General features: G+C 43.8%; 6 protein-coding genes. 5 read left to right on the top strand and 1 reads right to left on the bottom strand.

What is annotated here, in order from left to right; genetic code table 11:
* Positions 1 to 9: 9 nt before the first annotated feature.
* Positions 10 to 6,729, bottom strand: a complete 6,720-nt coding sequence (locus tag N0B48_RS09375) for an RCC1 domain-containing protein (RefSeq protein WP_259838488.1) — start codon at positions 6,727 to 6,729, stop codon at positions 10 to 12.
* A 1,137-nt stretch (positions 6,730 to 7,866) separates the two neighbouring features.
* Here N0B48_RS09375 and N0B48_RS09370 point away from each other — a divergent pair.
* Genes N0B48_RS09370 through N0B48_RS09350 form a run of 5 tightly spaced genes read left to right on the top strand, consistent with a single transcriptional unit; the run spans position 7,867 to position 24,595 of the window.
* Positions 7,867 to 8,217, top strand: coding sequence for a hypothetical protein (locus tag N0B48_RS09370; RefSeq protein ID WP_259838486.1), 351 nt, complete (start codon positions 7,867 to 7,869; stop codon positions 8,215 to 8,217).
* Positions 8,180 to 8,599, top strand: a complete 420-nt coding sequence (locus tag N0B48_RS09365; protein ID WP_259838483.1) for a hypothetical protein — start codon at positions 8,180 to 8,182, stop codon at positions 8,597 to 8,599. The genes N0B48_RS09370 and N0B48_RS09365 overlap by 38 nt, the downstream gene beginning before the upstream one ends.
* A 41-nt stretch (positions 8,600 to 8,640) precedes the next feature.
* Complete coding sequence (locus N0B48_RS09360) at positions 8,641 to 12,294, top strand: hypothetical protein (RefSeq protein ID WP_259838482.1); 3,654 nt, start codon at positions 8,641 to 8,643, stop codon at positions 12,292 to 12,294.
* Positions 12,295 to 12,326: 32 nt separating this feature from the next.
* Positions 12,327 to 13,694 carry a hypothetical protein gene (locus tag N0B48_RS09355; RefSeq protein ID WP_259838480.1) on the top strand — a complete coding sequence of 456 codons (1,368 nt, stop codon included), beginning with the start codon at positions 12,327 to 12,329 and terminating at the stop codon, positions 13,692 to 13,694.
* Positions 13,695 to 13,711: 17 nt separating this feature from the next.
* Positions 13,712 to 24,595, top strand: a complete 10,884-nt coding sequence (locus N0B48_RS09350) for a hypothetical protein (protein ID WP_259838478.1) — start codon at positions 13,712 to 13,714, stop codon at positions 24,593 to 24,595.
* Positions 24,596 to 25,691: the final 1,096 nt, after the last annotated feature.

Here is a 25,691-nt window from a genome sequence, read left to right as displayed (position 1 = left end):
TGATAATGCTTATCGCTTGATCACTTTTACTGTTTTTACAAAATCATTGACTGCATTGACTTTCACCAGATAAACTCCTGATGCGAAAGCAGAAACATCAATGGTTCCTTTAGTGTCGTTGATCGTTTTAGTAAGTACCTGTTGCCCCGCCATATTGTAAACCGTAACGGAAAGAATCTTTTGATCAAAAGAAACCGTCAGGATATCATGTACCGGATTCGGGTAGACTTTCAGCTGATCTTTCTGTGTTGAAACTTCCTCAGTTCTTAAAACAATACCTGTAGGACAGCCAATAGGTGTGAAAATTGTTTTTTGAACATTTGTGCCATCTCCTATCTGCCCATTTTCATTACGACCGGTGGCTGACAAAAATCCATTGGTATTTATAGCAAGTGTAGTATATTCCCCTGCTGCAACAATTTTTCTATCAGTAGCTGTTCCTATTTGAGTGGGAATAGGTCTGGCGATTTTAGTCCCATCACCTAATTGCCCATAAGTATTTCTACCCCACGCCCAAAGTGTTCCATCTGTTTTAATTCCCACAGACGAATGAAAATGGTTAGTAGCCACATGTTTCCAGTCTGTTGCGGTTCCGATTCTTGTTGGAGTGCTTCTAAGGGTTGAGGTTCCATCACCTAATTGCCCTTCAAAATTTTCTCCCCAGCCCCATAACGCTCCATCTGTTTTCATTCCTAACGAATGAAAAGATCCTGCACTCACACTTTTCCAATCTGTAGCGGTTCCTATTTGAGTAGGGGTTGATAGTATTGTTGAAGTTGAAGTCGTAGTTCCTTCACCCAATCGTCCATAACTGGTATTTCCCCAACCCCATAGTGTTCCATTCGTTTTGATGGCAAGAGTATGTTCAGTGCCTGCTGTGATTATTTTCCAATCGTTTGCAGTCCCGATTTGTACCGGTACGTTTCTACTGATGGTTGTACCATCTCCTAATACCCCATAATAATTAAATCCCCAGGCCCATAGTGTTCCATCCGATTTGATTCCTAATGTATAACTAGTCCCGGCAGAGATGCTTACCCAGTCTGTTGCGGTTCCTATTTGTGTAGGTATCGTTTTAGTGACTGTGGTACCATCACCCAATTGACCATTTTGATTACTTCCCCATGTCCATATCGTACCATTTGTTTTGATGGCAACAGTATGACTACTTCCGGCAGCTACTTTCAGCCAATTATTTCCGGTTCCTATTTGTGTTGGGGTATTTTTTGAGCTTGTCGTTCCGTCACCTAGTTGACCGGCAACATTAGATCCCCATGCCCATAGTGTACCATCTGACTTTATTCCTGACGAATGAAAAGAACCTGAACTCACACTTTCCCAACAACCTGTTTCAGCAGTAGGAAGTGTAGTAAATGAACCTCCCTGCATCCAACTGCTTTGGCTGGATACACAATCAGATGCTACCCACCAGTAATAAGTGGTATTAGGTAATAAATTGGTCAGATTTGCCGTAGTAGAAGGACTAGTTCCATTTATCCCTCCAATAATCGAATTGGTACTGTAAAGATACTGGTAACCTCCATTCGGAGCTGATGCTGATGCTGTCCAGTTAAGGGTAGCCGTTGCAGAAGTGATATTGGAAGTATACAACTGGCTTGGTGGAGTACAGCTTGATGGACAGGCAATAGAAACAAATTCATTTCTCTGAATCGCAGTGCCGTCACCTAATCGTCCTCCCTCGTTATTTCCGGTAGCTTTCAAAAAGCCATCATTATTTATCGCTAAAGTATGGTATGCTCCTGCAGAAACAATGCTAAAGTCGGTAGCATTTCCTACAGAAATCCAATTTGAATTGTTATTGGTCGTGTTGTTACCCAACTGACCATAATTATTTTGCCCGCAAGCAAACATATTTCCGGTTGTTTTTACCCCTACCGTATAATACCATCCGGCATCAATACTTTTTACCTGATCAGATACAGCAGCAGGGGTAGATCTGTCGGTATTGGTGCCATCACCAAGTTGTCCCTGGTTATTTCGTCCCCAGGTATAAAGTGATCCATTCGTATTGCTAGCTACAGAATGGAAAGCTCCGGCAGCAATTTGTACCCAGCCGGTGTCTGCTCCTATTTGAGTAGGTATCGTTTTGGTTACTGTGGTACCATCACCCAATTGACCCGATCCATTGATTCCCCAGGCCCAAAGAGTACCGTCTGTTCTTATCGCAAGAGAAAAATCAATACCTGCTGCGATGCTTCGCCAATTAGTAGCTGTTCCGATCTGTGTAGGTACAGTTTTAGTGATGGTGGTACCGTCTCCTAATTGTCCGTCACCATTTTTACCCCAAGCCCAAAGGGTTCCGTTTGCTTTTATAGCTAATGTGTGATTACTTGCTACGGAGGCCTCTGCCCAATCGGTAGCGGTTCCTATTTGTGTAGGTATATTTCTGTTGACCGTAGTTCCATCTCCGAGCTGACCTGTCCAGTTATATCCCCAGGTCCAAAGCGTTCCGTCTGTTTTGATTCCGACTGAATACAAAGCACCAGCAACAACTTTTTTCCAGTTATTTGCCGTCCCTATCTGTGTTGGAATATTTTTATCCGTACTGGTTCCATCACCTATCTGGCCAAACTGGTTACTTCCCCAGGCCCAAAGTGTTCCATCTGACTTTATTCCCAACGAATGCGTACTACCGGCACTCATTTTTTGCCAGCAGCCTGCAGGAGCTAGTGTCGTAAAAGAACCTCCCGGAATCCAACTGCTTTGGCTGGATTCGCAATTAGACATCACCCACCAATAGTACGTAGTGCTAGGTAATAAATTGGTTGCGTCGGCTGTTGTAGAAACCGTATTTCCATTGGCAGCTCCCATAGTTGGTGAAGTACCGTAAGCATATACATATCCTCCGGATGGTGCTGTTGCTGATGGTAACCAGTTAAGGGTAGCCGTCGTAGAAGTAATATTGGAAGTATACAACTGGCTTGGAGGGTTGCAAACTGAAGGACAGGCAATAGCGGTGAGTGTATACTTATGAGTATTGGTACCATCCCCTAGTTGCCCATTATTATTAAGTCCGACAGCTTTCAAGGAACCAGTATTATCTATACTTAAAGTATGGTATCCTCCTGCAGAAACCAGCATATAATTGGTTGCCGCTCCTGTAAAAACCCAGCTTGTGCTGTGATTGGTCGTATTGTTACCCAGCTGACCAAAACTATTTTGTCCGCACGAAAATATATTTCCTGATGTTGTTATGATTACGGTATGAAACCATCCTGCATCAAAGCTTTGAACTCCATCACGGACAAGGGTTGGCGTTGATTTATCTACAGTGGTACCGTCACCAAATTGTCCAATTTCATTTTTACCCCATCCATAGAGTAATCCGTTTGTTTTTCTTGCTACAGAATGAGCGCTTCCTGCAGCAACTTCGGCCCAGTTAGTATCTGTTCCTATCTGTACAGGTGAAGTTCGTGATGTTCCTGTTGTGCCATCTCCAAGTTGTCCCTGATAATTCCAACCCCAGGCCCAAAGGGTACCGTTCGTTTTTGTCGCCAGCGAAAAACTGGCACCTGCTGCGACATTTTTCCAGTTGGTTTCAGTTCCTATCTGAGTAGGTGTACTTCTATTAGTATTGGTTCCATTACCTAACTGACCTACTACATTACTTCCCCAGGCCCAAAGGGTCCCGTTTGCTTTGACAGCTAATGTATGAACATCGCCGGCAGCCACACTTACCCAGTCAGTAGCAGTACCTATCTGGATGGGAGTCTTTCTGGTAACAGTGGTTCCGTCTCCTAATTCATTTGCTAAGTTTCCACCCCATGCCCAAAGTGTTCCATCTGTTTTAATGGCAAAGGTATGTTGATCACCTGCAAAAACTTTTAACCAATTGTTTGCTGCGCCTATTTGTATCGGAACATTTCTGTTGATAAGCGTTCCGTCACCTAATTGGCCGTCGCTGTTAGATCCCCATGCCCAAAGCGTTCCGTCTGTTTTTATTCCTACTGAATGAGTATATCCTGTACTCACTTTTTGCCAGCAGCCAGTAGAGGATGGAAGTGTCGTAAAAGATCCTCCCAGTACCCAGCTGCTTTGGCTGGATACACAATCAGCTGCTACCCACCAATAGTAGGTGGTATTAGGTAATAAATTGGTAGCATTGGCTGTTGTAGAAACTGTATTTCCATTTGTACTTCCCACAGTTGGTGTAGTCCCATAGCTGTATATATATCCTCCGTTTGGTGCTGATGCTGATGGTAACCAGTTAAAGGTAGCCGTCGTAGAAGTGATATTTGAAGTATACAGCTGGCTTGGAGGACTACAGCCTGAAGGGCAGGCAATCTGAGTAATTACAGGTCTCTGAATATTGGTACCATCTCCTATCTGTCCTGCAAAATTGGCTCCAGTCATTTTCAGAGAACCATTGTTGCTTACAGATGAAATATGGTATGCACCTGCAGAAACCAGTATATGATCGGTAGCGTTTCCTATAAGAACCCAGCTGGTGCTGTTGGTAGTCGTATTGTTACCTAACTGACCATAATCATTTTGTCCGCATGCGAAAAGGTTTCCGGATGTCGCTATGGCTGTGGTATGAAACCATCCTGCATCCATGCTTTGAATTCCATCACGTACAAGGGTTGGTGTTGATTTATCTACAGTGGTACCGTCACCAAGTTGGCCCTCACTATTGTCTCCCCAGGCATACAGTAATCCGTTTGTTTTTCTTGCTAAGGAATGAGTGTTACCTGCAGCCACATCTGACCAGGTGATATCTGTTGATATTTGTGTAGGTACAAGTCGTGTGGTGGTGGTACCATCACCAATTTGTCCATACATATTTATACCCCACGCCCAAAGGGTTCCATTGGTGTTTACCGCCAGAGAAAAGCCGGCACCCGCTGCAACACTCTTCCAATAGGAGGCATTTCCTATCTGAACAGGTGAAGTTCTGTTAACAGTAGTTCCGTCACCTAATTTACCTGTTGAATTACTTCCCCAACCCCAAAGACTTCCGCTGGTCTTTATGGCGAATGTATGGTTATTTCCGGTAACGATGCTTGCCCAGTCTGAAGCGGTTCCTATTTGTTTTGGGAGATAACTGTCAGTGGTCGTTCCGTCTCCCAATTGACCATGACTATTGTAACCCCACGCCCAAAGGGTTCCGTTTGTTTTGAGTCCCACCGAATAATGTAAACCTGCGGAAACTTTTAACCAATCGTTACCTGTACCTATTTGTACCGGAACATTTCTGTATATCACTGTTCCGTCTCCTAACTCTCCATTGTCATTAGATCCCCATGACCACAATGTTCCATCTGATTTTATTCCTAATGAATGACCATACCCTGCAGAAACTTTTTGCCAGCAGCCTGCCGGAGGAAGGGTCATAAAAGATCCTCCCGGTACCCAATTAACCTGGCCGGATGAGCAATTAGATGCCACCCACCAATAATAAGTGGTGCTTGGTAATAAATTGGTTACACTGCCTGAAGTGGAATTGATAATACCATTGCCTCCACCACTCGCCGGAGTAACATTGGTTGTAGAATAAGCATATAAAAATCCTCCACCCGGTACCGGTGCTGGTGGTAACCAGTTTAGGGTAACCGATGTAGAAGTAATATTAGAAGTATATAACTGGGTTGGAGGATTACAAATTTCCGAGCAGCTAACCTGAGTCAGTGTTTTTCTCTGAACAGTGGTGCCATCACCTATTTGTCCAACCTCATTATTTCCACAAATTGACAAAAACCCATCTACATTGATAACCATTGTATTTCTTGAGCCTACTTCAATACTTTTACGATCAACAGCCGTTCCGATAAGTGTCGGTGTATTTCTATCGGTCGTTGTTCCATCTCCTAATTGTCCATGTGCATTCCATCCAAATGTGTAAAGAGAACCATTGGAGGAAATGAACGCGGAATGTACACCTTCTGCTGCAATACTCTGAACTCCCTGATAAATTACAGTTGGCGTAGAACTGTATGAGTTGGTAGTACCCGTTCCCATTTGCCCCACATCATTTCGTCCCCAGGTGTAAAGAACATTATTGGTTTTAGTAGCTACAGAATGACCATTACCTGCAGCAACATCTTTCCAGTCCGTAGCTGCTCCTATCTGAACGGGAGTACTTTTGCCAATTGTAGTTCCATCACCCAATTCACCTGATCCATTGGTTCCCCATCCCCAAAGTGTTCCGTTTGTTTTTACAGCCAGGGTATGAGATGTTCCCAGCGTAACAGTTCGCCAGTTGGTATCTGTACCTACCTGAACGGGAGTTAATATAGTCCCTGTAGCTCCGGTCCCTAATTCTCCGTGAAGATTATATCCCCATGCCCATAGAGTTCCGTTTGTTTTTATGGCCAATACGTGGGGACCTTCTGCACTGATACTTTGCCAGTCTGTCGCTGTTCCTATTTGTTTAGGTGAATATTTATTTGAAGTTGTGCCATCTCCTACTTGTCCATACATATTAAATCCCCAGGACCAGAGTGTTCCATCTGTTTTAATAGCAATCGTAGATGCGCTGCCGGTAGATATTTTGAGCCAGTTATTGCCTGTTCCTACTTGCACAGGTACACTTTTGCTTACGGCTGTACCGTCTCCCAATTCTCCGCTGCCATTATTTCCCCAGGCCCAAAGTGTTCCGTCGGTTTTTATTGCTATCGAATGGCTTGATCCGGTGCTTATGCTTTTCCAGCATTGAGCAAATGACTGCAAACTGATAAATAATAATAGAAAAAAGAGGTTTTTTTTCATATTTAAGTTATAATAATTTCCCTACTCGTTTAGCTTTTCGGTTCCGCTTCGTTTAAATGGTTTCTGAGCTCCATAAAAAAATGATCTCATCCAAAAACAGGAGTTTTAATCAATGAATAAACATTGATTTTGAAAATATTTTGGATGATCAAAGAATGTAACATCATCACTGATACAACAGCAAACTTCCTCAAGCATCGCTAAAGACGCTTCTTTTCCCCTGGATTGATAGTGGAATACCTGTAATGCTTTTCATTATCCGGTAGGGTCTCCATCAGATTGGTGGAAATATTCGAATCGGCCATATTGGTTAAATACGACGTGTGCTCCGTAGAAATTTTGAGTACTTACTGTTGATTTTAAATTGTTTGAAACAATGAGTTGTGATGAATAGGTAAAATGAAATACAGTGTAGTTTTGTTCATTTTCATGATTTAATTAGTTTTCAAGGTTAGTTTTTGGTTTTTAGTTTTTTTTGAAACAACCATTATCCATTAGGATTTTATGTTGTTGAGTGCAAAAATATATTTTTATTGTGGATCTTCAAACAGTTTATAAAAAAATAATCATAATAATTTTATCTCTTAACACGTATGGTACCACACTTTTAGGGATAAATTTTACATTTTTATTAATATTATACTTTTAAACACTCCATTTCATGTAAAATAATTTTTTGCGTTTAATGAGATTTTTTTTTGCGTTTCTCTATCTCCAATGTACGATGATCAAATTGTCTTTTTACAAGTTTTCGGTCTTTAAAACTATCGATCTTTAATTTGAATATAAAGAACCTTATTCCTACAGTGGTAGTGTTACATTAATTCATAACTAACTATATAATAACTAGTTAAAATACTACGTATAAATACGTAATTCATAATTCCGGTATTTTCACTTAGCAGGGGATTATTTTATTTTCTTTACTTTGAATTGTTCTTTAATGAAGCTTCTCATCTATAGTGACAGGCAAATTTTAAAAGCCTGATTTTAAAATACAATAGAAAAGAGAGAAGACCAGATAGGTTTCAGATAAGAGAGAATTGAGGTTAGAAATGAAGGAGAGCTATCATGACTTATCCTGTAATAACATTACATTTTTCAAATATAATTTTTATAACCTTAAAACTAATAATTATGGCATCACAAAACCCGGTAATCAACCAAAACGGAACGGCCAGCATTAAATCAGGTCAATTTTGTACCTGGAACACTGCAAACGGCACAAACTCGACTATTACTATTGCTAACGCCAGCAGAAGCAACGTACTGAAATTCGCTATTTCGGGAGCACCCGGAAGCGGTATTATTGTAGACGACGCAGGTAATTCAAGATCAGTGTTCGATGGAGTTTACTCTTTAAAACCTAATTCTCCTAACGTTGTAGTGACTGCTTTTGGTGATTTTGGAGGCTCAACAGTCACTATCACAAACATCACTAATGCTCAAAATGATGCTGAGGCAACTATTCAGTGCCAAACCAGCTAAGTGCAGCTATAAACTTCACTTTCAGATCCTTTTACTAATTATTCTTGGCCATACCCTGGCAATGGGTCAGGGGTTGGCCAGGTCTAAAGCTGATACCGTATCGCTTTCCCGTTTTGAATTTGCACAAAAATTAACCAATAACGGAAGCGATTGTATCTGTTCGATCACCAATACCAGTCAGGCTAATATAGCGATGACCGTTTTAACCGGTGCACCTGATGCCATCCAACTAGACAGTGCGGCAACCTTCAATGGTATACATTCTTTAAGGCCCGGCCAGCAGCTCATTGTTGTAGGTAATTTTGAAGGCAAGAAAATCACTGTATTAAACCTGTCATTGATGGGTGTTGTGATTCTTGTTATGCTATTCTGCCCTGGTTAAGTATTCACTTTATTCCATTTTGAGAACCAATACCTATTCTTATGGCACCATCCGAAACAGAGACTCTATTCAGCAATGAAAATTCAGGAAATCCTGCGCTCTATATATGTAATCAGATAGGACAGCACTGGACCGCTTTATTGCTTCCTGATGGATCTTCTTATACCGACCCTACCATCAGCCTGAAGGTAGCTATACAACAGCAGGTCTACTTCCTGTTCGCCAAAACAGCCCCCGCTGATGTAAAAACCTTTATTGACAGCTACCGGCCTTACCTGTTTAAGTTTCGGCAGAGTGTTATTGCCAACCTCACGACAGCATGGCTAACCAACCCGGACAAAACACCCTCCACCCAAAATACAACCGTCCTCAACTTCGCACAATTTAGCCCCACCGCCCCTTTTGTGGTAGGACAGCCATTTACTGTAACCATTGGCAGCGGCTTCGGTACGCTCTCTATTCAGAACAATACCGTGATGCAGCTGCAACCGGACGAAGACTCCAATGCCTTGCGCCTCACATGGACACCCGGCAACCCCAATATGACCTTTGCCAACAAAGTATTCGGTACCAGCTCTCTGTTCAGAAGCGACATTACCATTCCTTTCAGCGGCCCGGGTACGGGCTCCTTCCGTTTTTTGCTGGGTCTGAATATGAATCTTGATTTTAAAGGATACGGTCTTCAAAACAACTACTACTATGGTGACAGCGCAGCACCTTCTTACTTTGCTTATCCCATCCTGCAGACAGGCAGTACCAATGATTATCTCCTTACTCAGACTGAAATCGATCTGCTTGACGTGGCCAATAATGACGGACTGAATACCTATTTCGCTATCACTGGCCAAATCTACAATGCAAATACCGGTAAGACAAGAGCAGCCAGCCTCCCTAGTTATTATGCCATCAATACCGGCTACCCTCTTACTTTATGGCCTGCAGTGGACATGGTGGATTCAGGAGCACCAGTCAATAATCTTTTTCCGACAGACAACAGTGCACGCTTTGTTATATCCCCGCAGGATGCTGCAGGGATCAAATCATTTTACCTGTCGCCCGAAGGTGATTTCTACCTCGACCCAGGCGCATCACAGGCTGCTTTTGCCGATGAAAACGGACAGTACAGTTTACTGCCCGGTCTTTCCGGTACAGAAGTGGTTTCATTTACTCCCTATAAAAACAACGCCGGCACTTTAACCGGCGACACCATACGTTTTACCTCAAAACAGGCTGCTTTCGCCGCCAATTTCCCTGGTCAGGAAGTATCCCTGGCCAATCCCGGCACTGATAAACCCGTACTCGACAGCACTTATCTGACAGCGTGGGCCAATATCGTAGCCGCCACACCCGGCAATGTGCAGTATGCCTCACAGCCTCAGGGTGCTTCTTTATACGCTAAAGATCATGGGGTGGCATCGCCCGGTAACAATATCACAGGATTCCTCGGCTTTTATGAGCCGTCAGTAGATATGCCTCAAACCAATGGTTTTTCGGTACCGATGGCACCTTATCTTGGTATCAATCCTGTACCTCCACCCAGTGCTGATGGTATCGGCACATTTGAATCCAAAGTACTCAGCGCCGAAAGAAAAACTTTGATATCGGCTGCTTTCACTACACCACACAGCAGTAAAAGCAAGGCCAAAAGAAATATGGCCAAAACTGCAGCTACAGACTATACAGCCTCGACCACTCCACAAGGTTTGGTGGCTAATGTGAACAACAACGGTAACTGGAGTTTACTGAATCTTGCACAGAATACTGTCAACAGTGGTTCACCTGAATACCTTAACCCGGAGGGACAAACTCCGGCAACACCGCCGCAATACCAGCTCAGCCTCATTAACCTGATGCCTGAAATGCAGAGCGCCTTCCTTACCAACCAGCAATTCCTGGTAGTGACCAACAATCAGTATTTGGGCGATTTGTTTTCAACCATGAGTACACCCGGTGGTGGTTCAAGCAGTCAACCTGTGTTCAACAATAAAATGTCCATTGAAGACTGGCCGTTTGATCTGAACGTAGGCACCAGCAATACCTACGCCGATTACAATAATGTATTGATCTTTAAATTCTGCAAAGGCTCCATCATCGACCGGGTAAAAAATCCCAAAGAATGGACCCAGGCCAATGCATTTAACATAGACAAAAACAACACCGATTCTGCTGCTGCTTACAATCAGCTGGTTGCGGTGTCATCCTGGCTGCAGACCTATCTTGAAGCAGCCGAAGATGCCTACAATGCCGCACTGGCCGATCCTGCTTCCGGTCAGCTGGAATATTATCAGAAGTTTCACGCCATCATCAATGATCCCAATTGGAATGGTATTCTGGCTTTAAAAGCTACGATCGATTTACAGGAATTCCCGCAGCAATTAAAAGGATTGATCAGCGGTATCAATCTCAAGAACTTCTATGCACATCATTTCGGAATAGAGGTGAACAGAGTGGATGCCAGTGGCGTGATCACTATGGATCCCGTCAGTTCGCTGTTTGGACTGATCAATTATGTTGACCCCGCCTATGCCCAGCAGATATCACAGGGACTGAATCCCAATAAGCCGGTGCAGCCTGCAGCAGGAGCCACTTACGATTTTAAAGTACTGTTTCTGCAGGTATTGTTTGAAAATACCGCCATAAAAGACTTTGCTAGCAAGTTGCAATTGACTATGAACAATTTGTTCTCCGATAAAGTGACCGGCACCAACAATCCGTATGGCTCAAATAGCTTGAATACGGTAGTACTGAACGGTACTTATCAGGATCATAACGGCACACCGGTCTATGTTTTCGACAATAAAGACGATAATTTGTTCTATTTTGACAGTAATCTGCTGACCAATGTAGAGATCACCAAAATACAGTTCAACACCCTCACTACAGATCCTGCAGCACTCGACATACAATCGAGGTTTACGATGTGGGGCTACCTCAACTTCGATACGATGATAACTCCGGCAACCACCAAAGACGGTTCAGACTATCCGTTGGATGCTTTTTCCTTTGGTATCGCATCGAATGATGGCACTCTGCAACGCGGACTCAATTACAGTAATCTGTACGTAAACATGGCCTTTAACCTCAATACGCCAACGGTGACCACTTATGCTTTCGATGCCTCACAGATCGCTTTCAACTCATCACAAAGTAATGCCAGGGCTAACAGTCTTTATCCCAATTTTGCTTTACAGATCAATAAGCTGCTGAGCGGTAACGACAATTCGGCACCATCGGGTCAGGGGTATTTAAAGCTCTCCTTACCCGGCATCAATGCCACAGGAATTACAGGCGATTGGTATGGCTTGCAGATGACCCTTAATATGGGCTCACCCGGCGAATTAGCCAGCAGCATGGGTTTTAATGCCAGTCTGCTTATCGCATGGAGTCCAGGCTCTAAAATTGCAGCGCCCGGCTACAATGCTTTTGTGGGAATCAAGCTGCCCGGTACTGCCAGCAATGCCAAACTGTTGAGTATCCAAGGCGTATTGAAGCTCGCTATTGATAAGCTGAGCCTGCAATATGTGGTGGACCAGCAGTCTTACCTGCTCACCCTGTCCAATATTGCTTTGAAATTGCTGGGTATCCTGAAACTGCCACCGGGTGGTAATACCAACTTCCTTTTGTTCGGTAATCCCAATCCCGGAGCTACAGCCAAAAGTCTCGGCTGGTATGCTGCCTATAACAAAAATGTATAAACCTGTTGCTATAAACCTAAAATCGATGTCTTATGGCCCGTATCTTATATTGGAACATTGAAAAGTTCGGAATCAACAAAATAAATGAACCCAGAGCCAAGCGGAAACGGGATGGAACGCTTACGATCCCTCCGCCACAAGCCGGTTACAGAAGAGAAGTGATCCGTACTACGCTTATCCAGAATACCCCGGATATTTTTGTGGTAGTAGAAACATCTACGGGCACAGGAACTCCCGGCACGCTGATCACAGCAGGCGGAGAGACAGGCAGCCTGTTTTTGCTGCAACAGTTAAGGATCTGGTTTCCTGCGCCGAATGACTGGCGGCTTGTTCCTCCCCTCAGGCTGGGACAAGGTAATGTGCAGGAAGGTATTTCCGTATTTTATAACCATGCCAATGTACAGTTTACAGGTCCCTGGGGCTGGCAGGGTGGAGCTAATCCCTCTGATTCAGTGGCCAATATCGGAGCCGTTAATCTGGTTAATTATGGAATCAACTGGGCAGGTGCTCTTCCTTTGGGTAATGCACCCGGCGGAGGAAACCTGATTAATCCTGGAATACCCTATCGCCACCTGGCGGGTCAATGGCAGTTCCGCGGACCTGTTGTGGCAGGTGTAGCACCAGTACTGGATTTCCCCAATGCCTTTAACAGAACTCCTTTTTTAACAACATTCTGGGAACCGGCAAACGGAGGAAGGACCATCAAATTACTGTCTTTTCATGCGTCTCCGAAAAAACAACAGTCGGCAGATGGCACCAACCAGCTTTCCTATATTCAGGAAATGACAACAAACCTTGCCGTCAATGAAGTGGGCGTGATCGTCGGGGACTTTAACGTTGATATTTTTAACACCCATTTCCAACCCATTGCTTATGATCGGTTGCTGGGTAATTTTCCCGGAGGTGTTGGCTATACACGACAGATAAACCCCACACCCAATGTATGGCCGGACAAAGGCTATGTATGCACCATGATCAGATCTCACAACAGTGCAAGGCCATGGCAAACCAATGGATATCCCGGTTACGAGTATGTGATCCAGGATACTTTCTCGAGTGTGGATAATGTACTGACCCGTTATGGTGGAGGAACAGCTATTGGACCTGCTGCGAATATTACCATCGTGAACAGGGTAACCGGCACGACGTATAACCGGGATGCACCGCCGATAGTTGGTGCACCACCTGGAAGTCTGGTATACAACTCTGCTATGGCTTTGAATGCAGGAATGCCTGCGGCAGGCTTACCTTCTGCTTTAGCACTTCCACCGGCAGGTCCCGGAGGACATGGCGGTTATGTTAGAGGCAATATAGGTGCTATGACCACTTTTGTTGGCTGGAACAATTACCGAAGGGTCAGAAGTACAAGTGACCATATGGGATTAATTGTAGACGTTTAACCGAATAACATTTTATTATGAGCTTATCCAAATTAGCTGCTACCTTCAGGAGCCAGGCCGCTGCCAATAATAACAACATTACTATTGATGCAGCATCTTTTACCGATTCGGACCTGATCCCTCAGGCTGGGCTGGACGATCTTTTGTCCAAAAGCTACAAGCTGCCTGTTGATTCGTTTCTGTTGATCGACATCTCTGGTACTTCTATACCTGAGCCTGTGGGAAACACACTAACGATTACTAATACAACAGCGGCCATACTCAATGTAGAAAAGACTAATACCTCCGTCACCCTGATCGTTACAGCGAATGATGCGGATGAAGTTCAGTTTACCATACAAATCAATCTCTCCAACTGGGTATTTGCCACAAGCTGGCAGTATATGACAGGCGGCGTATTTGATAATCTTCCTTATACCTCTCCTTCCTTTATTTTCAGTACGGATGAAGTGGCTGCTTTTAAATGGCAGCAACAAAATATTTCATTAATGGAAGGTCAGAACTTTGCAGCCCTTATTACACTGACCAAATGGCTGCAACCTGTTGTAAATTTCTTTACTTCCTGGACCTCATCTACACAACTGGCTCTTGTAGGAAGTATAGATCCTTCGCAGGTCAACAACGAAGATATCATTTATCCTGATCTTGATCTTTTTGTCAATGTAGATGCCACCCTGATATCATTGGGATTTCTGAAAGTCAGCAACCCCGGTGTAGGATTTCAGATCAAAACAGAAGAAGAAACCGTTCCCACAGAACCGGAAGATGAAGGAGATGCACTGCGCCTTGAGTACGAAACGGATGATGGGCTGATGGCAACAGCAGGTGAGACCCAAAAAGTACAAACGCCCATACTCTACTTCCGCTTGTTACTGGCGGCTGGCGATGCAATTGTATTGAATTTCAGCGCGGCTGTTGAATCGGGTTCTTCTTCCTTCCTGCTAAATGTAGCTTCCGAACCGGACAAACCACTTACCCCGCTCAGTTTATTTGGACTGATGGCCGGGCAGAACTGGTTTCAGACTATACCGCCTACTTTACAGCAATACCTCAACAGTATTGCATTCAAAGGATTTAATACCTCTCTGGATTTCAGCAATGGACTGAGCATAACCAGCGTATCAGCATATATAGGATCAAACGGCGCATGGACGCTTTTCGATAATTTTGTTATTGAACAATTCGATGTGAACTGGGTCATCATCGGTCCGGGCACCACTAATGCGCAAAGTTTATATTTCAGCGCCAGAGTCAACTTCTTCCCTACTATATTTGTAGGAGGTTTCGATGTAGAAGTCACTTCAGATCTAACGCTTTCCGCAGCCTTTACCGGATCGGTTACATTTAACAATTTATTATCAGCCATTACGGGAGGAACTATTAACATTCCTGAAAATTTATTGCTGGTTGAGTTTACCGCTTTCGGTATCAATATGGATATCAACAGCAAATATTATGAGTTTTATGCCAATGCCAATATTGACATCAATTTCATCACCAATGTTTCGGTAACTGATGGTACTCTGCGTCTGACTTCTTCCTCACCCGCAAGCGGTTCCGGTCCAAGTATATTTACAGCCCAGGTATCAGGATTATTTGCCATTGGCAGCCTGCAGCTCAATACGGATGTTAATTACAATTCATCTAACGGTTGGGACTTAAGTCTTGCTATGCCTGAAGGCAGTAATTTAAATCTGGGCGAACTTATTAAGCAATTATTCCAAACCATCAGCCTGCCTACCAGCTTCCTTCCTGATAGCTTAAATATTACTCAATTTTCACTAAATGCCACGATTCCAAGCGGAACAGGAAAAAGCAGTTATGAAGTAAAAGGAGGCCTGCAATGGAAATTTAAATTCCCGATTATCGATCAGAAGATCGATATTATTGCTAATCTCTGGCTGAAATATGAAGCTGCCAGCAATGATTCTGCCACAGGCAAATACTCCGGCGGTGTATTGGGCAGTGTAACGCTGGACGATTTCAATGCTACTGTCGGCATCAGCTATAATTTCTCCGAAAACAATCAGCAGCTCGCGATTACCTGGGAAGGATTTACCGCCATGTATGATGTAAGCGGACAAAGCCGTACCATTGTTTTCTCTATTAAGAACTGGACCTTGGGCGGATTGATCACTTCTTTCATGAAGATGCTGTTCAACCCAACCTTTGAGCTCGATGCTCCATGGGATATACTCAACAAAATAAGTCTGGATGGCTTCTCGGTGACTTACAACCTCGACACCAAAGACATTAAAGTTACCTACAAACTGCCTAAAACGCTTAACCTTATATTCATCAATATTAACGGCATCAACCTTACCAAAACCGAAAAAGGGGTATTTATCACCTTCGATGGTAATTCCGTTGTGCCTTCTATTAACGACAGTAACCTGTTCAAACCTTCCACCGGAGGACAGGATATTCAGAAAATGCCGGAAGTACCGGGACAGGGCAACCAGTATTTCGACCTGCGTCTGCTGGCCATGGGTCAGCACGTAGAGTTGGTCAACCCAGCCCAATACAATTCCATTAAAGATGTAACCAAGGCTATGCAGGAAGCCTTTACCGAACCTAAGCCGGGCACTGTGCCTATAGGACCGGGTTCTGGCAATACCCTGCTGCAGTTCAACGAAGACAGCAACTGGCTGATCGCGACCAATTTTGGGATACTGAATGCCGGAACCAAGGATAAACCGGTATGGACGCTAGATATGCAGGTCGTGTTTAATGACCCTAACCTGTACGGCTTACGTATCGCCATGGCTGGTGGAAAAGCCAAAATATTCGAAGGGCTCGATTTTGAGATCATGTATAAAAAGATCTCCGACTCGATCGGGGTCTATCAAATAGATCTTACGCTTCCTAATGCCCTGCGCTATCTGCAGTTTGGAGCAGTCAATATCACGCTGCCTTCCATTGGTATTGAAATTTATACCAATGGTGATTTCATGGTGGATATTGGATTCCCTTATAATATGGACTTCTCCCGTTCGTTTACCCTGCAGGCCATTGTGCCGCCGGGAATCCCTGCTATGGGTTCAGGAGGTCTCTATTTCGGCAAGTTAAGCAGTGCTACGACCAATAAAGTCCCAAAAACCAATTACGGAAACTTTAACCCGGTGATCGTATTCGGTATCGGCTTGCAGGTAGGTGTAGGCTATAGCGTGAACTATGGTGTGCTCAGCGCCGGTTTCAGCATTACTATGTTTGGTATCATTGAAGGAGTGATAGCCGCTTACTATCCTTACAGCGGAGCTTTACAGGAGAGCAATAAAGAACAGGTAGAAACCTCTTATTATTATTACCTGCAGGGTACCATTGGTATCATCGGTAAACTATATGGTTCCATTGACTTCGGTATCATATCTGCCAGTGTTAATATAACTGTCATGGTATATGCACAGGCTATTTTTGAAGCCTATAACAAAATACCATTGGCTATCGTAGCTTCAGTGGATGTCAGGGTTTCTGCTAAACTGAATCTGGGTATTTTCTCCATTACCATTCACTTTACGTTTACGGCCAAAATACGCTTTGACCTCACCATTGGTACAGACCAGACCGCCAAAGCACCTTGGAATAACAATCTTGGAGCGCCACATGCTGCTGCCCGATTATCTACACCTGCGGCTACTGTACGTATTGCACCTGCCCGCATAGCAACACCACTTGATGGTGCTTTGCCTGTTGAATTTGCAACAATTGATGCATTTGAAGCAACAGAGGAAATCTGGCCTGATCAAATGGTGATACGCCGTTCACCGCATATGCCAATTAACTACAGTTCTGTATTAGCAACAACTTCTGCGGACAGTCTGCCTACATTGAATCTGTATTTTGTGCCTCATTTAACTGTAGCCGGACCTGAAAACAGCAATCTGAAAGACCAGGCTGCACAATATGTAGCTACCCTGTTCACCGATGCGCCCGACCCATCGGGTGATGGTAGTGGTGCTACGACTTCGTTTGAATATCTATGCGCTGACTTCTTCCGCTGGCTGGTATTAAACTATATTGATCATACGCCTTCACAATCTGCCCGTGCAGAAGTAGATACGGAAGGTATTTCAAAAGCGGATCTGGATGCATTGATCGCCTTCCTATCCAGCGAAAGCAATCCTTTCCCTATACCGACCAAAGATCTCCTCAGCTTCCTGCAAAACAGCTTCCAGGCAGTCAATGTTCAGCGGCTACAGGATAATCTGACCGCAGCAGCCATCTTCCCTATGTTCTTTGATCTTGAACTGAAGGTGCCTGATATCTCATTGGACATCCAGTTCAATAATTATAATATGGCTACGCAGGAATACCTGTCCGCTGTGAAAGAATGGTTCAATGAACTGGCTGTAAAAGTACAGGAAGAAACAGCGACTGCTGCGAGATTTGCAGTATCCGATCCGCAGCAATGGAGTATGTCTACTTTCGTTTTTGAAGATTATTTTGTACTCTTAGGCAAGCAGTTGGCTGGTTATGCATCCGATGCGATGGATAATTTCACCTACCGTCTCAGCAACGGTAACAGCTTATCAGAAATGGTGAACTGGGCTAATGGTATTAGTGTAGACGGAACAAGCAATAAGGTCAATGTACAGGACATCGCTACGGCAAATCAGACCCATCCGCTTACCGCCAATAATCCGGTAGTCATAACAGGGATTATGTATGATATTGCAGATGGCGATACCTTCACTTCTGTGGCTGCCATTTACGCCATTACAGCAACCATGCTGATCACGGAGAATGCAGCTGTGCCGGGATTATTAGCGCCGCAAACTCTTACCTATAAGGGCAATTCCTACAATGTACAGGCTACCGATACCATCAATGCAGTAGCGGCCGGATTAAAAACAACGGTAAACGATCTTGCCGCTGATACCAATTTCCAGGATACGGCAGTCCTCATGACGGGTAGATGGCTGATCATTGGAGCTGCTATCTATACAGCCAAAAACCAAGATACCTTTAATGGCATCTGCACTAACGTATACAAAAAACTTGACGTAAGTGCCCTGTTGATGCAAAACCAGATAACACCGGGATTATTCATTGCAGGTAACGGCTTTCAATATGGCACTACCCCATATACCGTTGTACCGGGTGATACGCTGACCAGCATGGCCGCTGCTATTTCAATATTAGCAGATGCTACGGTTACGCCTCAGGACCTCGCGAATGATCTACAAGTACAGGCACTGCCGGTGCAACCGCTGGGTCAGGTATTGGTGCAACCGTTTATTCATACTACCGTTACCTTCGGCGAAGCAGCTGAGGCCGACACACTGGATACTCTGGCACAACAATACAATACGACAGCAGCTTTGCTGGCCACCAATTATGCCAACCAGCAGCAAGATAAATTCTTCTACGACGGCGAAGGATATACCAATGCCAATATTCCGGGTCTGCAATACCTTACCGTAGGCAGTATTCTGGAATACTTTACTGATAATAATTCTTATGGACAACTGTCTGGTATGGTATCACGCTACCAATTACACGGTATGCGTCTGCCTACTACCCTTCCGGGGCTTACGCTTTCTGAAGGTTCACCTTGTACCGGTTCCAATTGCGCCCTGTATTCATTGACTGGTCAGGAATTTGCCCTGCCGGCTACGATACCTGCCGACTTCTCGATACAGCTGATCAACAATTCATTAAGCTGGCTGCAGTTCAACGGAAAAACAATGAAGGAAGAAGGTGGTAATACACTCGATATAGCCTTAACACCTGAAGATCTTAACCAGATCAGCACCCTGCTTACCTATGCAAAGAAAACGGGTATACAACCGGATGTACTGGAACTCGCTCCTATGCAGCCTTTCAATGTTCAGGCGGTACAATATACTTTCCAGACTACTACGAAATGGCAGACATCCGGAACACTAAAACTCCCTTATGGATCGGGAGACCAAACTAATGGATCACCGCTCATCTGGCAGTTCCCTTCCGGTCTGCTCAACCAACTGGCATTGCCTAAAGAACAAGGTTCAGCATTCAGCGTTCAGATAGGACAATACGATGCTGCCAAAGGGGTGATGGATTACTGGCCATCTTCTTACTACGGATGGAGCACGATGGTAGATATAGAGCTTAAACTTCTTGATACTGATTCTACGGCTCCTGTAAATGCTTACAGCTATGAACTTCTGGGGGCAAGCGAGGCTGATGCAACTATTCTGCAAAGATTTTTACTGGCATTAGACCCAAAATCAGTCCACAATAACACGGATAAAATTGTTGATATACAATGGCTGTATGAAGGCTCGGATGGACTATTATCCGTTGGAATGGAGCACATGAAAACATTTATTGTACAGGCCAACCTCTCTACCGAAACCAATCCGGATACCTTTGCTCTGAAAATGGAATCAAGAGAGGAAGCAGAAGCAACACCTACCACAGGTGTACTGAACAGTATTTATGATTTCATCCGCCTGCTGTGGGAATGCAGTATTACCCGTTCAGGGGGTTATTATTTGATGTACAACGAAACTGAAGGCAATACAGGTTTCCCTTCCAGTGTATTCGGTAAAGGGGATACAGCGAATGTACGTCTCCTGGTAACTTACAGCAGCCAGTACAACAACAAGCCAACCGATTATATGACCTGTGCCGTAACAGGCGATAAGATCGATGCGAACTCCTGCGTGGTCTACGCACAAAGTGAAATGCAGAATGGATTGTCATACCATGTTAACACTCCCGATGATACCATCGATACCATTACGGCCCGCTTCAATATACTGCCTGCCGAACTGGTAGAGCTGAATAAAAAAGTAGTCCTTAATACAAAAGCCGATTCAAAATATCCTGCACCTGTTATCACCTTTAATGGATTGGTATCCGAAGTAGGAACCAACGGTCCGGGTAATTCATTGAACTCTATTGCAGCGTATTATGAAGTGGATACAGCGGCTATACAACAGCTCAATCCGGGTATCAGCGATTGGAACAACCTTCCGCTTTGGCAACTCATAGTTTTACCTCAGGTACACTATACCATCGGTGGTAAAGCAGGTGTTACCTTCGAAACCATTGCTGCCTATTACTTTATAGACATGGCTGCTATGGCCTGGGCTGCAAGAGATGTAGTGAACATCTTTGTGAATCCGACCACTCTTAGCATCAACGATCAGATCCTGCATAAGGTAACTGCCGTACAGCAAGGTACAGCCGGATTCGATCTGAACCGCACGAATCCTAATCCTGATCCGAACAAACAACCTAAAGTAACGGATCCTGATTATGCCGAAGTATACCTCAACAATATGTACAATCTGCTCAGCTACCAGGTAGTAGAGAACAGTTGGTTTACAGAAAGTATTGTAGGTTTACCTGCAGGACCTGCCAAGCCACAGACACAGGACGATGTGCTGGGTAAAACAGACGACAGCAACGATGACGACGATCTGATATGGTATTACAATCAGGTGGTGCCTATTGCCAAGTTCGCTAAACCTAATCCATTTATGAGTTATCCGGCCGACTATCCGCAGGAAGATGGTAATCCTTACCGTGGTATCGGTCATCCGGTGCAGGTTCATTTTGACTGGGTAGATTATTATGGCAACGTAACGGTTACTCCATTCAGTGATCCGCAGCTGGATCCTGCCACACCAATTAATAATCCTCCTATCCAGACAGGTTATGTAGATGAACTGAAAGGATTGGGTAAATGGCCAAGTGTTGAACTGAGTTATTTATTTGACCTTGGTACGGATAATCAACCGGAACTGAAGCTGGAATTCAACTTCAATACGCAACGTTATAACGAGCTGCCGGATGTGCCAGCAGACCAACAACAGGACTGGAAACAGAATGCCGCCAATGATTTACTGACCTACACCAATGTATATTATCAACTGACCCAGTTAAATCCGGTAGATGGTAAGAATACATTGACCGTTACACTCAGTACATCGCTTACTCCCGGTAAAGCCACCGATCTGTCCGGAGACCAGTTCAACCAGTTGCTGCAGTTTGTAAAAGATATTTATACCTATTTATCGGCACGCAGCCAGGGGAATCAGGGTACGGCTCCGGTTATGAACCCGCTCACCAGCCCGGTTAATGTAGCAGATATCGATACCCATTCCATCTTGCAGCTCACTGTGAATCTTGATTTTTACCGAGACCTGGACTATGTGAACACGGACTTTAAAGACAGTACTTTGGTCACTCGTGCTCTTACACAGGTGAAGCCAAAAACGATGTCCACAACAGCACAGGACGGCAGTGATCCGCAGTACAGTCTGAATGAGTTTGCTGCCTTGTTTGAAGCCGCTTTCTTAAGTGTTGATCATTACGAACTGAAGATCGCCATAGGAACCAATGCAGCAACAGCCGGCGGTGCCAATAACCAGGCTGTGTTTGTAGTCCGTATGGGCTTAAAATCCGGTCAAGGTATTTACTGGCAGGTCAACCAAGCAGGTACTTATCAGCTAACGGCGGATTCTATTGCACAGCTGACCGCAGACGACGTACCGGCCGATGTTACCACTGCCATTCATACTTTGGTTGATACCTTCTATGACAACAGAGATCTGTTTGACATCGCTCTTCAGCAACAATTGACAGCAGAACAGTTTAATCAGTACCGAATCAATATTTATACGTACAGCTTGCTGAATGCCGTATTCTATGCGCCTAAGCCATTGGCGACAAGCCTTGTTTCAAAAGCTGGCGTCCCTATCTGTGATTATCTGACAGGTCAGGGTCTGGATTGTAGCAAAGGTGAAGTGCAGACGTTTACAGGCATAGATATGGATAACTGGGGCGCACAATCCCTCAATGCCATCGACGTGTTCCTGAGCGCAGACTACGCCATCCCTGCTTTCCTTGTAGATCAGTTAAAATCAAATGAAGAAAAAACATGGCTGGGAACACAGGGCATTGATGCCACTACTTATCTGCAGGCCATCACCAATGCTAAAACTAAGCTGGCCGGAGCCATTGCTTCGGAAGTAGAGCCTGTGCTCACAGCGCCTTATATTTCATCTGCGTCTGGTGACAATACCAGTCTCGGCAATGCAAAAGATAAATTCGAACAGCAATTGCTCAACCAGCTTGGGAATGCTTACACTGTCAATGCTCTGGTACAATTTGAAGTAACAGCTGAATCAGACTTTGTGGCATCCGGTAGCTATCAAACACCGCCACGCCTGTATGGTACACCGGTGATCGGTAACAAAACAGATGGCGAAGCAAAAGAATACAGCATCTCCACCTCTAAGATACAGTTGAATGAAAAAGATGCCACCGATACGGATTCCTTCCTTACTTTCAGCTTTACCACTAAAAATGCGAAGGAATTTACCAGCGTAGATCTGGATATGACATATGTGGTCACTCATGTGGAATGCGACATCAGTGATGTAGCAGCGATCAACGGCTATCAGGGCTCTAACTGGCTTACTTTTATTATTCCTGCTGATGTTAGCAGTAATAGCAGTACGCTTAAAGCAGCGTCTGTTGCTTCATCTCTGCAGCAAAGCTTAGGCAACGTAGATATTCCTGTAGTGCTACGAAACTATCCTACACCACCTACATTGACCACACAAACAGGCAAAGGCGTATCTGTAGAAGGCGACACGACCAAAACACGTCTGGCCAAAGCATCTGAATGGGACTTTTCGTATTCGTATACCGAAGATCAGGCTGCGCAGGACAAAATATTCTCTGATATTGAGTTCAATATGATTCCGAATCCTTCCGCAAAATTGTTTGGAGCACCTTCCCGCGACCTCTTCAGTGATCTGGCACAATTCGTCACCGTATGGCCACAGGTACTGGACGATTTCAACCGTTATCTGAAACTGATTAATGCTCAATCAGATAACAGCGATACTAACCTGGCCAATGCTTATTATGCATTACAAACGATGGTCACTTTATCCAATAACCTTGCTATTGCCTGGAGCGAATTCAACAGTCTGCTTTTCGGCAATCCTAACAGCAATGGTACTGCGCGTGCCTACGATTTCATCATCCGTCAGACAGATGATACTGATTTCGGCAACCGCCTGCTGATCACCATTGTACCTTCTGTAGATATGTCTACCAGTGATCTGTTGCTGTACCGGGGCACTAAAGCTGTACTGGAAGCAGAACTGCCGCAAACCCCTTACGTGACGATTGATAATTATACGACAGTGAATGCCACCGATAAAAAAGGTGTACCTATTCCTAATTCGTATTGGTATCAGGCTGCAGATAAAACCTATCTGTCATGGGAAGAGTCCTTCAATATTCCATCGCGCAATGTCAATGTAGATGCACTGAATGTCTTACAGTTCCAGTATGCATGGGCAGGCCTTTCTATTATACGTAACGAAGACCTCGTTCCTTATAACCCGACAGTGAATGATTTTATTTATCGCACACCTTTAGTAAGATTCTCCAATAAGCTGATCCCACTGCTCAGCAGCGATGATACCTTTGATATCGCAAGGATTAATAATGATACGGGACTGAACCTTCCGCTTGCACAGCAACTGGCCAACTTCTTCAGTACTTTCTTTACGTACGATGAACTGGCAGAGCAATTGGTGAAACTCAGCGTTTCATGGAATTATCCTCTACTGGCCTCATCAGGAGATCTGCTCCCTGCGATAGAACTGCCTGTATTGCTGGCAGCACCGTTCAATTTCGAGATCCCAACGGATTATGAGATTCCTGCCGGAGGATGTCAGCCGTCCTTCAGCGACTCCGACCCGTTTGTCTGTCGTCTGACCAATACGCTTAAAACATGGTATAGTCAGCATCAGCCTGTCAACAACGGGGCTTGGTTGCAGATCGATATAGCCGTTTTCTCATCCCTCAGCGAAAGCAAGTTGCCGCTGATAGAACTTAAAGATGTCATACTCTATTATAAGAATATTACAGATATGAATGCTTAACAAAGCTTTAATTTCATCATATGAAGTATACCAAAAACCCTTGCTATTGTGAGGGTTTTGGTTTTTATTTGCTGATTTAGTATTGAGTAAAAGAGTGTTGAGTGCTTATTTTGTTTGTAGCTATATTATTTTATTCGAGGTAAAGATTTCAAAGATGAAACGCTTTTAAACACAAATTTCACGAATAAGTTCACCAATAACACTACTTATGCTATTCAAAGAAATTTGTGTAATCTGCGGGATCTTTGGGAGATTTTGATGCAAAGTTCTTTTGAAGGTTCTTGATGCTTTTAAGCAAAGCAAAGATGGCGGCTAGGCCAGTGATTAAGTTAAGATTACAACACCTGCTTAGGTTTAAACATTTTAATAATCGCAAAGAAAAACAAAGGTTTTTTGAAATGAAGCTATTTTAATAAAGATAAACAAAGGCATTTCATTTAAAAAAGTAAAACAATACCATACTTCAACCCATTCATTCCTTTTAAAACAGAGTGAAGCAAACGTTCAGAATAGAATCTTTGTATTTCGGAAATAAGTGAAACGCCTTTGTTTATCTTACTGAAGGAAATTTAATCACCTCTTTGTTTTTCTTTGCGTGAAAAAAAATTAAACAAAAGCTTTAGAACATTCTTTCTTATAATTTCTTCAATAATTTTTCAGATTACATATGCTTATTAAAAGAATAATTATATTTTTTTACCACGCAAAGACCTATAATAAATCTTATGATTTTAAGAGGAGCAAAGGAGGCGATTTCATCACGGATTAAGCGGACGGATAAAACATACGCTTAATCGAATCAATCTTTGATTGATTCTCCCTTTGCCTCCTAAACTATACGTTATTGAAATAAACCTTTGCGTGAATAAAAATTCTATATGGTTTAGCTACATTTTATCACTTTGGAACTAGAGGGAAATTGGACAGTATGCAAAGTTTTTTTAGACGCAAAGGTCTTATTATAACTCTTATGATTTTAAGGGGAGCAAAGGGGGCGATTTCATCGCTGATTAAGCGGACGGATAAACATTCGCTTCATTGAATTAATTAAGAATTGATGATTTCTTCGTTTACTGAACTATAAAGTAGTGTTTAA

It is taken from the genome of Chryseobacterium herbae (assembly GCF_025154075.1).
Taxonomy (GTDB): Bacteria; Bacteroidota; Bacteroidia; order Flavobacteriales; family Weeksellaceae; genus Chryseobacterium; species Chryseobacterium herbae.
The sequence above is the reverse complement of the archived record's forward strand: the minus strand, read 5'-3'. Positions and strand labels throughout refer to the sequence as shown.

Coding starts and splice junctions, on each gene's coding strand:
- N0B48_RS09375 (WP_259838488.1), bottom strand. CDS start 6,729: ATGAAAAAAAACCTCTTTTTTCTATTATTATTTATCAGTTTGCAGTCA.
- N0B48_RS09370 (WP_259838486.1), top strand. CDS start 7,867: ATGGCATCACAAAACCCGGTAATCAACCAAAACGGAACGGCCAGCATT.
- N0B48_RS09365 (WP_259838483.1), top strand. CDS start 8,180: ATGATGCTGAGGCAACTATTCAGTGCCAAACCAGCTAAGTGCAGCTAT.
- N0B48_RS09360 (WP_259838482.1), top strand. CDS start 8,641: ATGGCACCATCCGAAACAGAGACTCTATTCAGCAATGAAAATTCAGGA.
- N0B48_RS09355 (WP_259838480.1), top strand. CDS start 12,327: ATGGCCCGTATCTTATATTGGAACATTGAAAAGTTCGGAATCAACAAA.
- N0B48_RS09350 (WP_259838478.1), top strand. CDS start 13,712: ATGAGCTTATCCAAATTAGCTGCTACCTTCAGGAGCCAGGCCGCTGCC.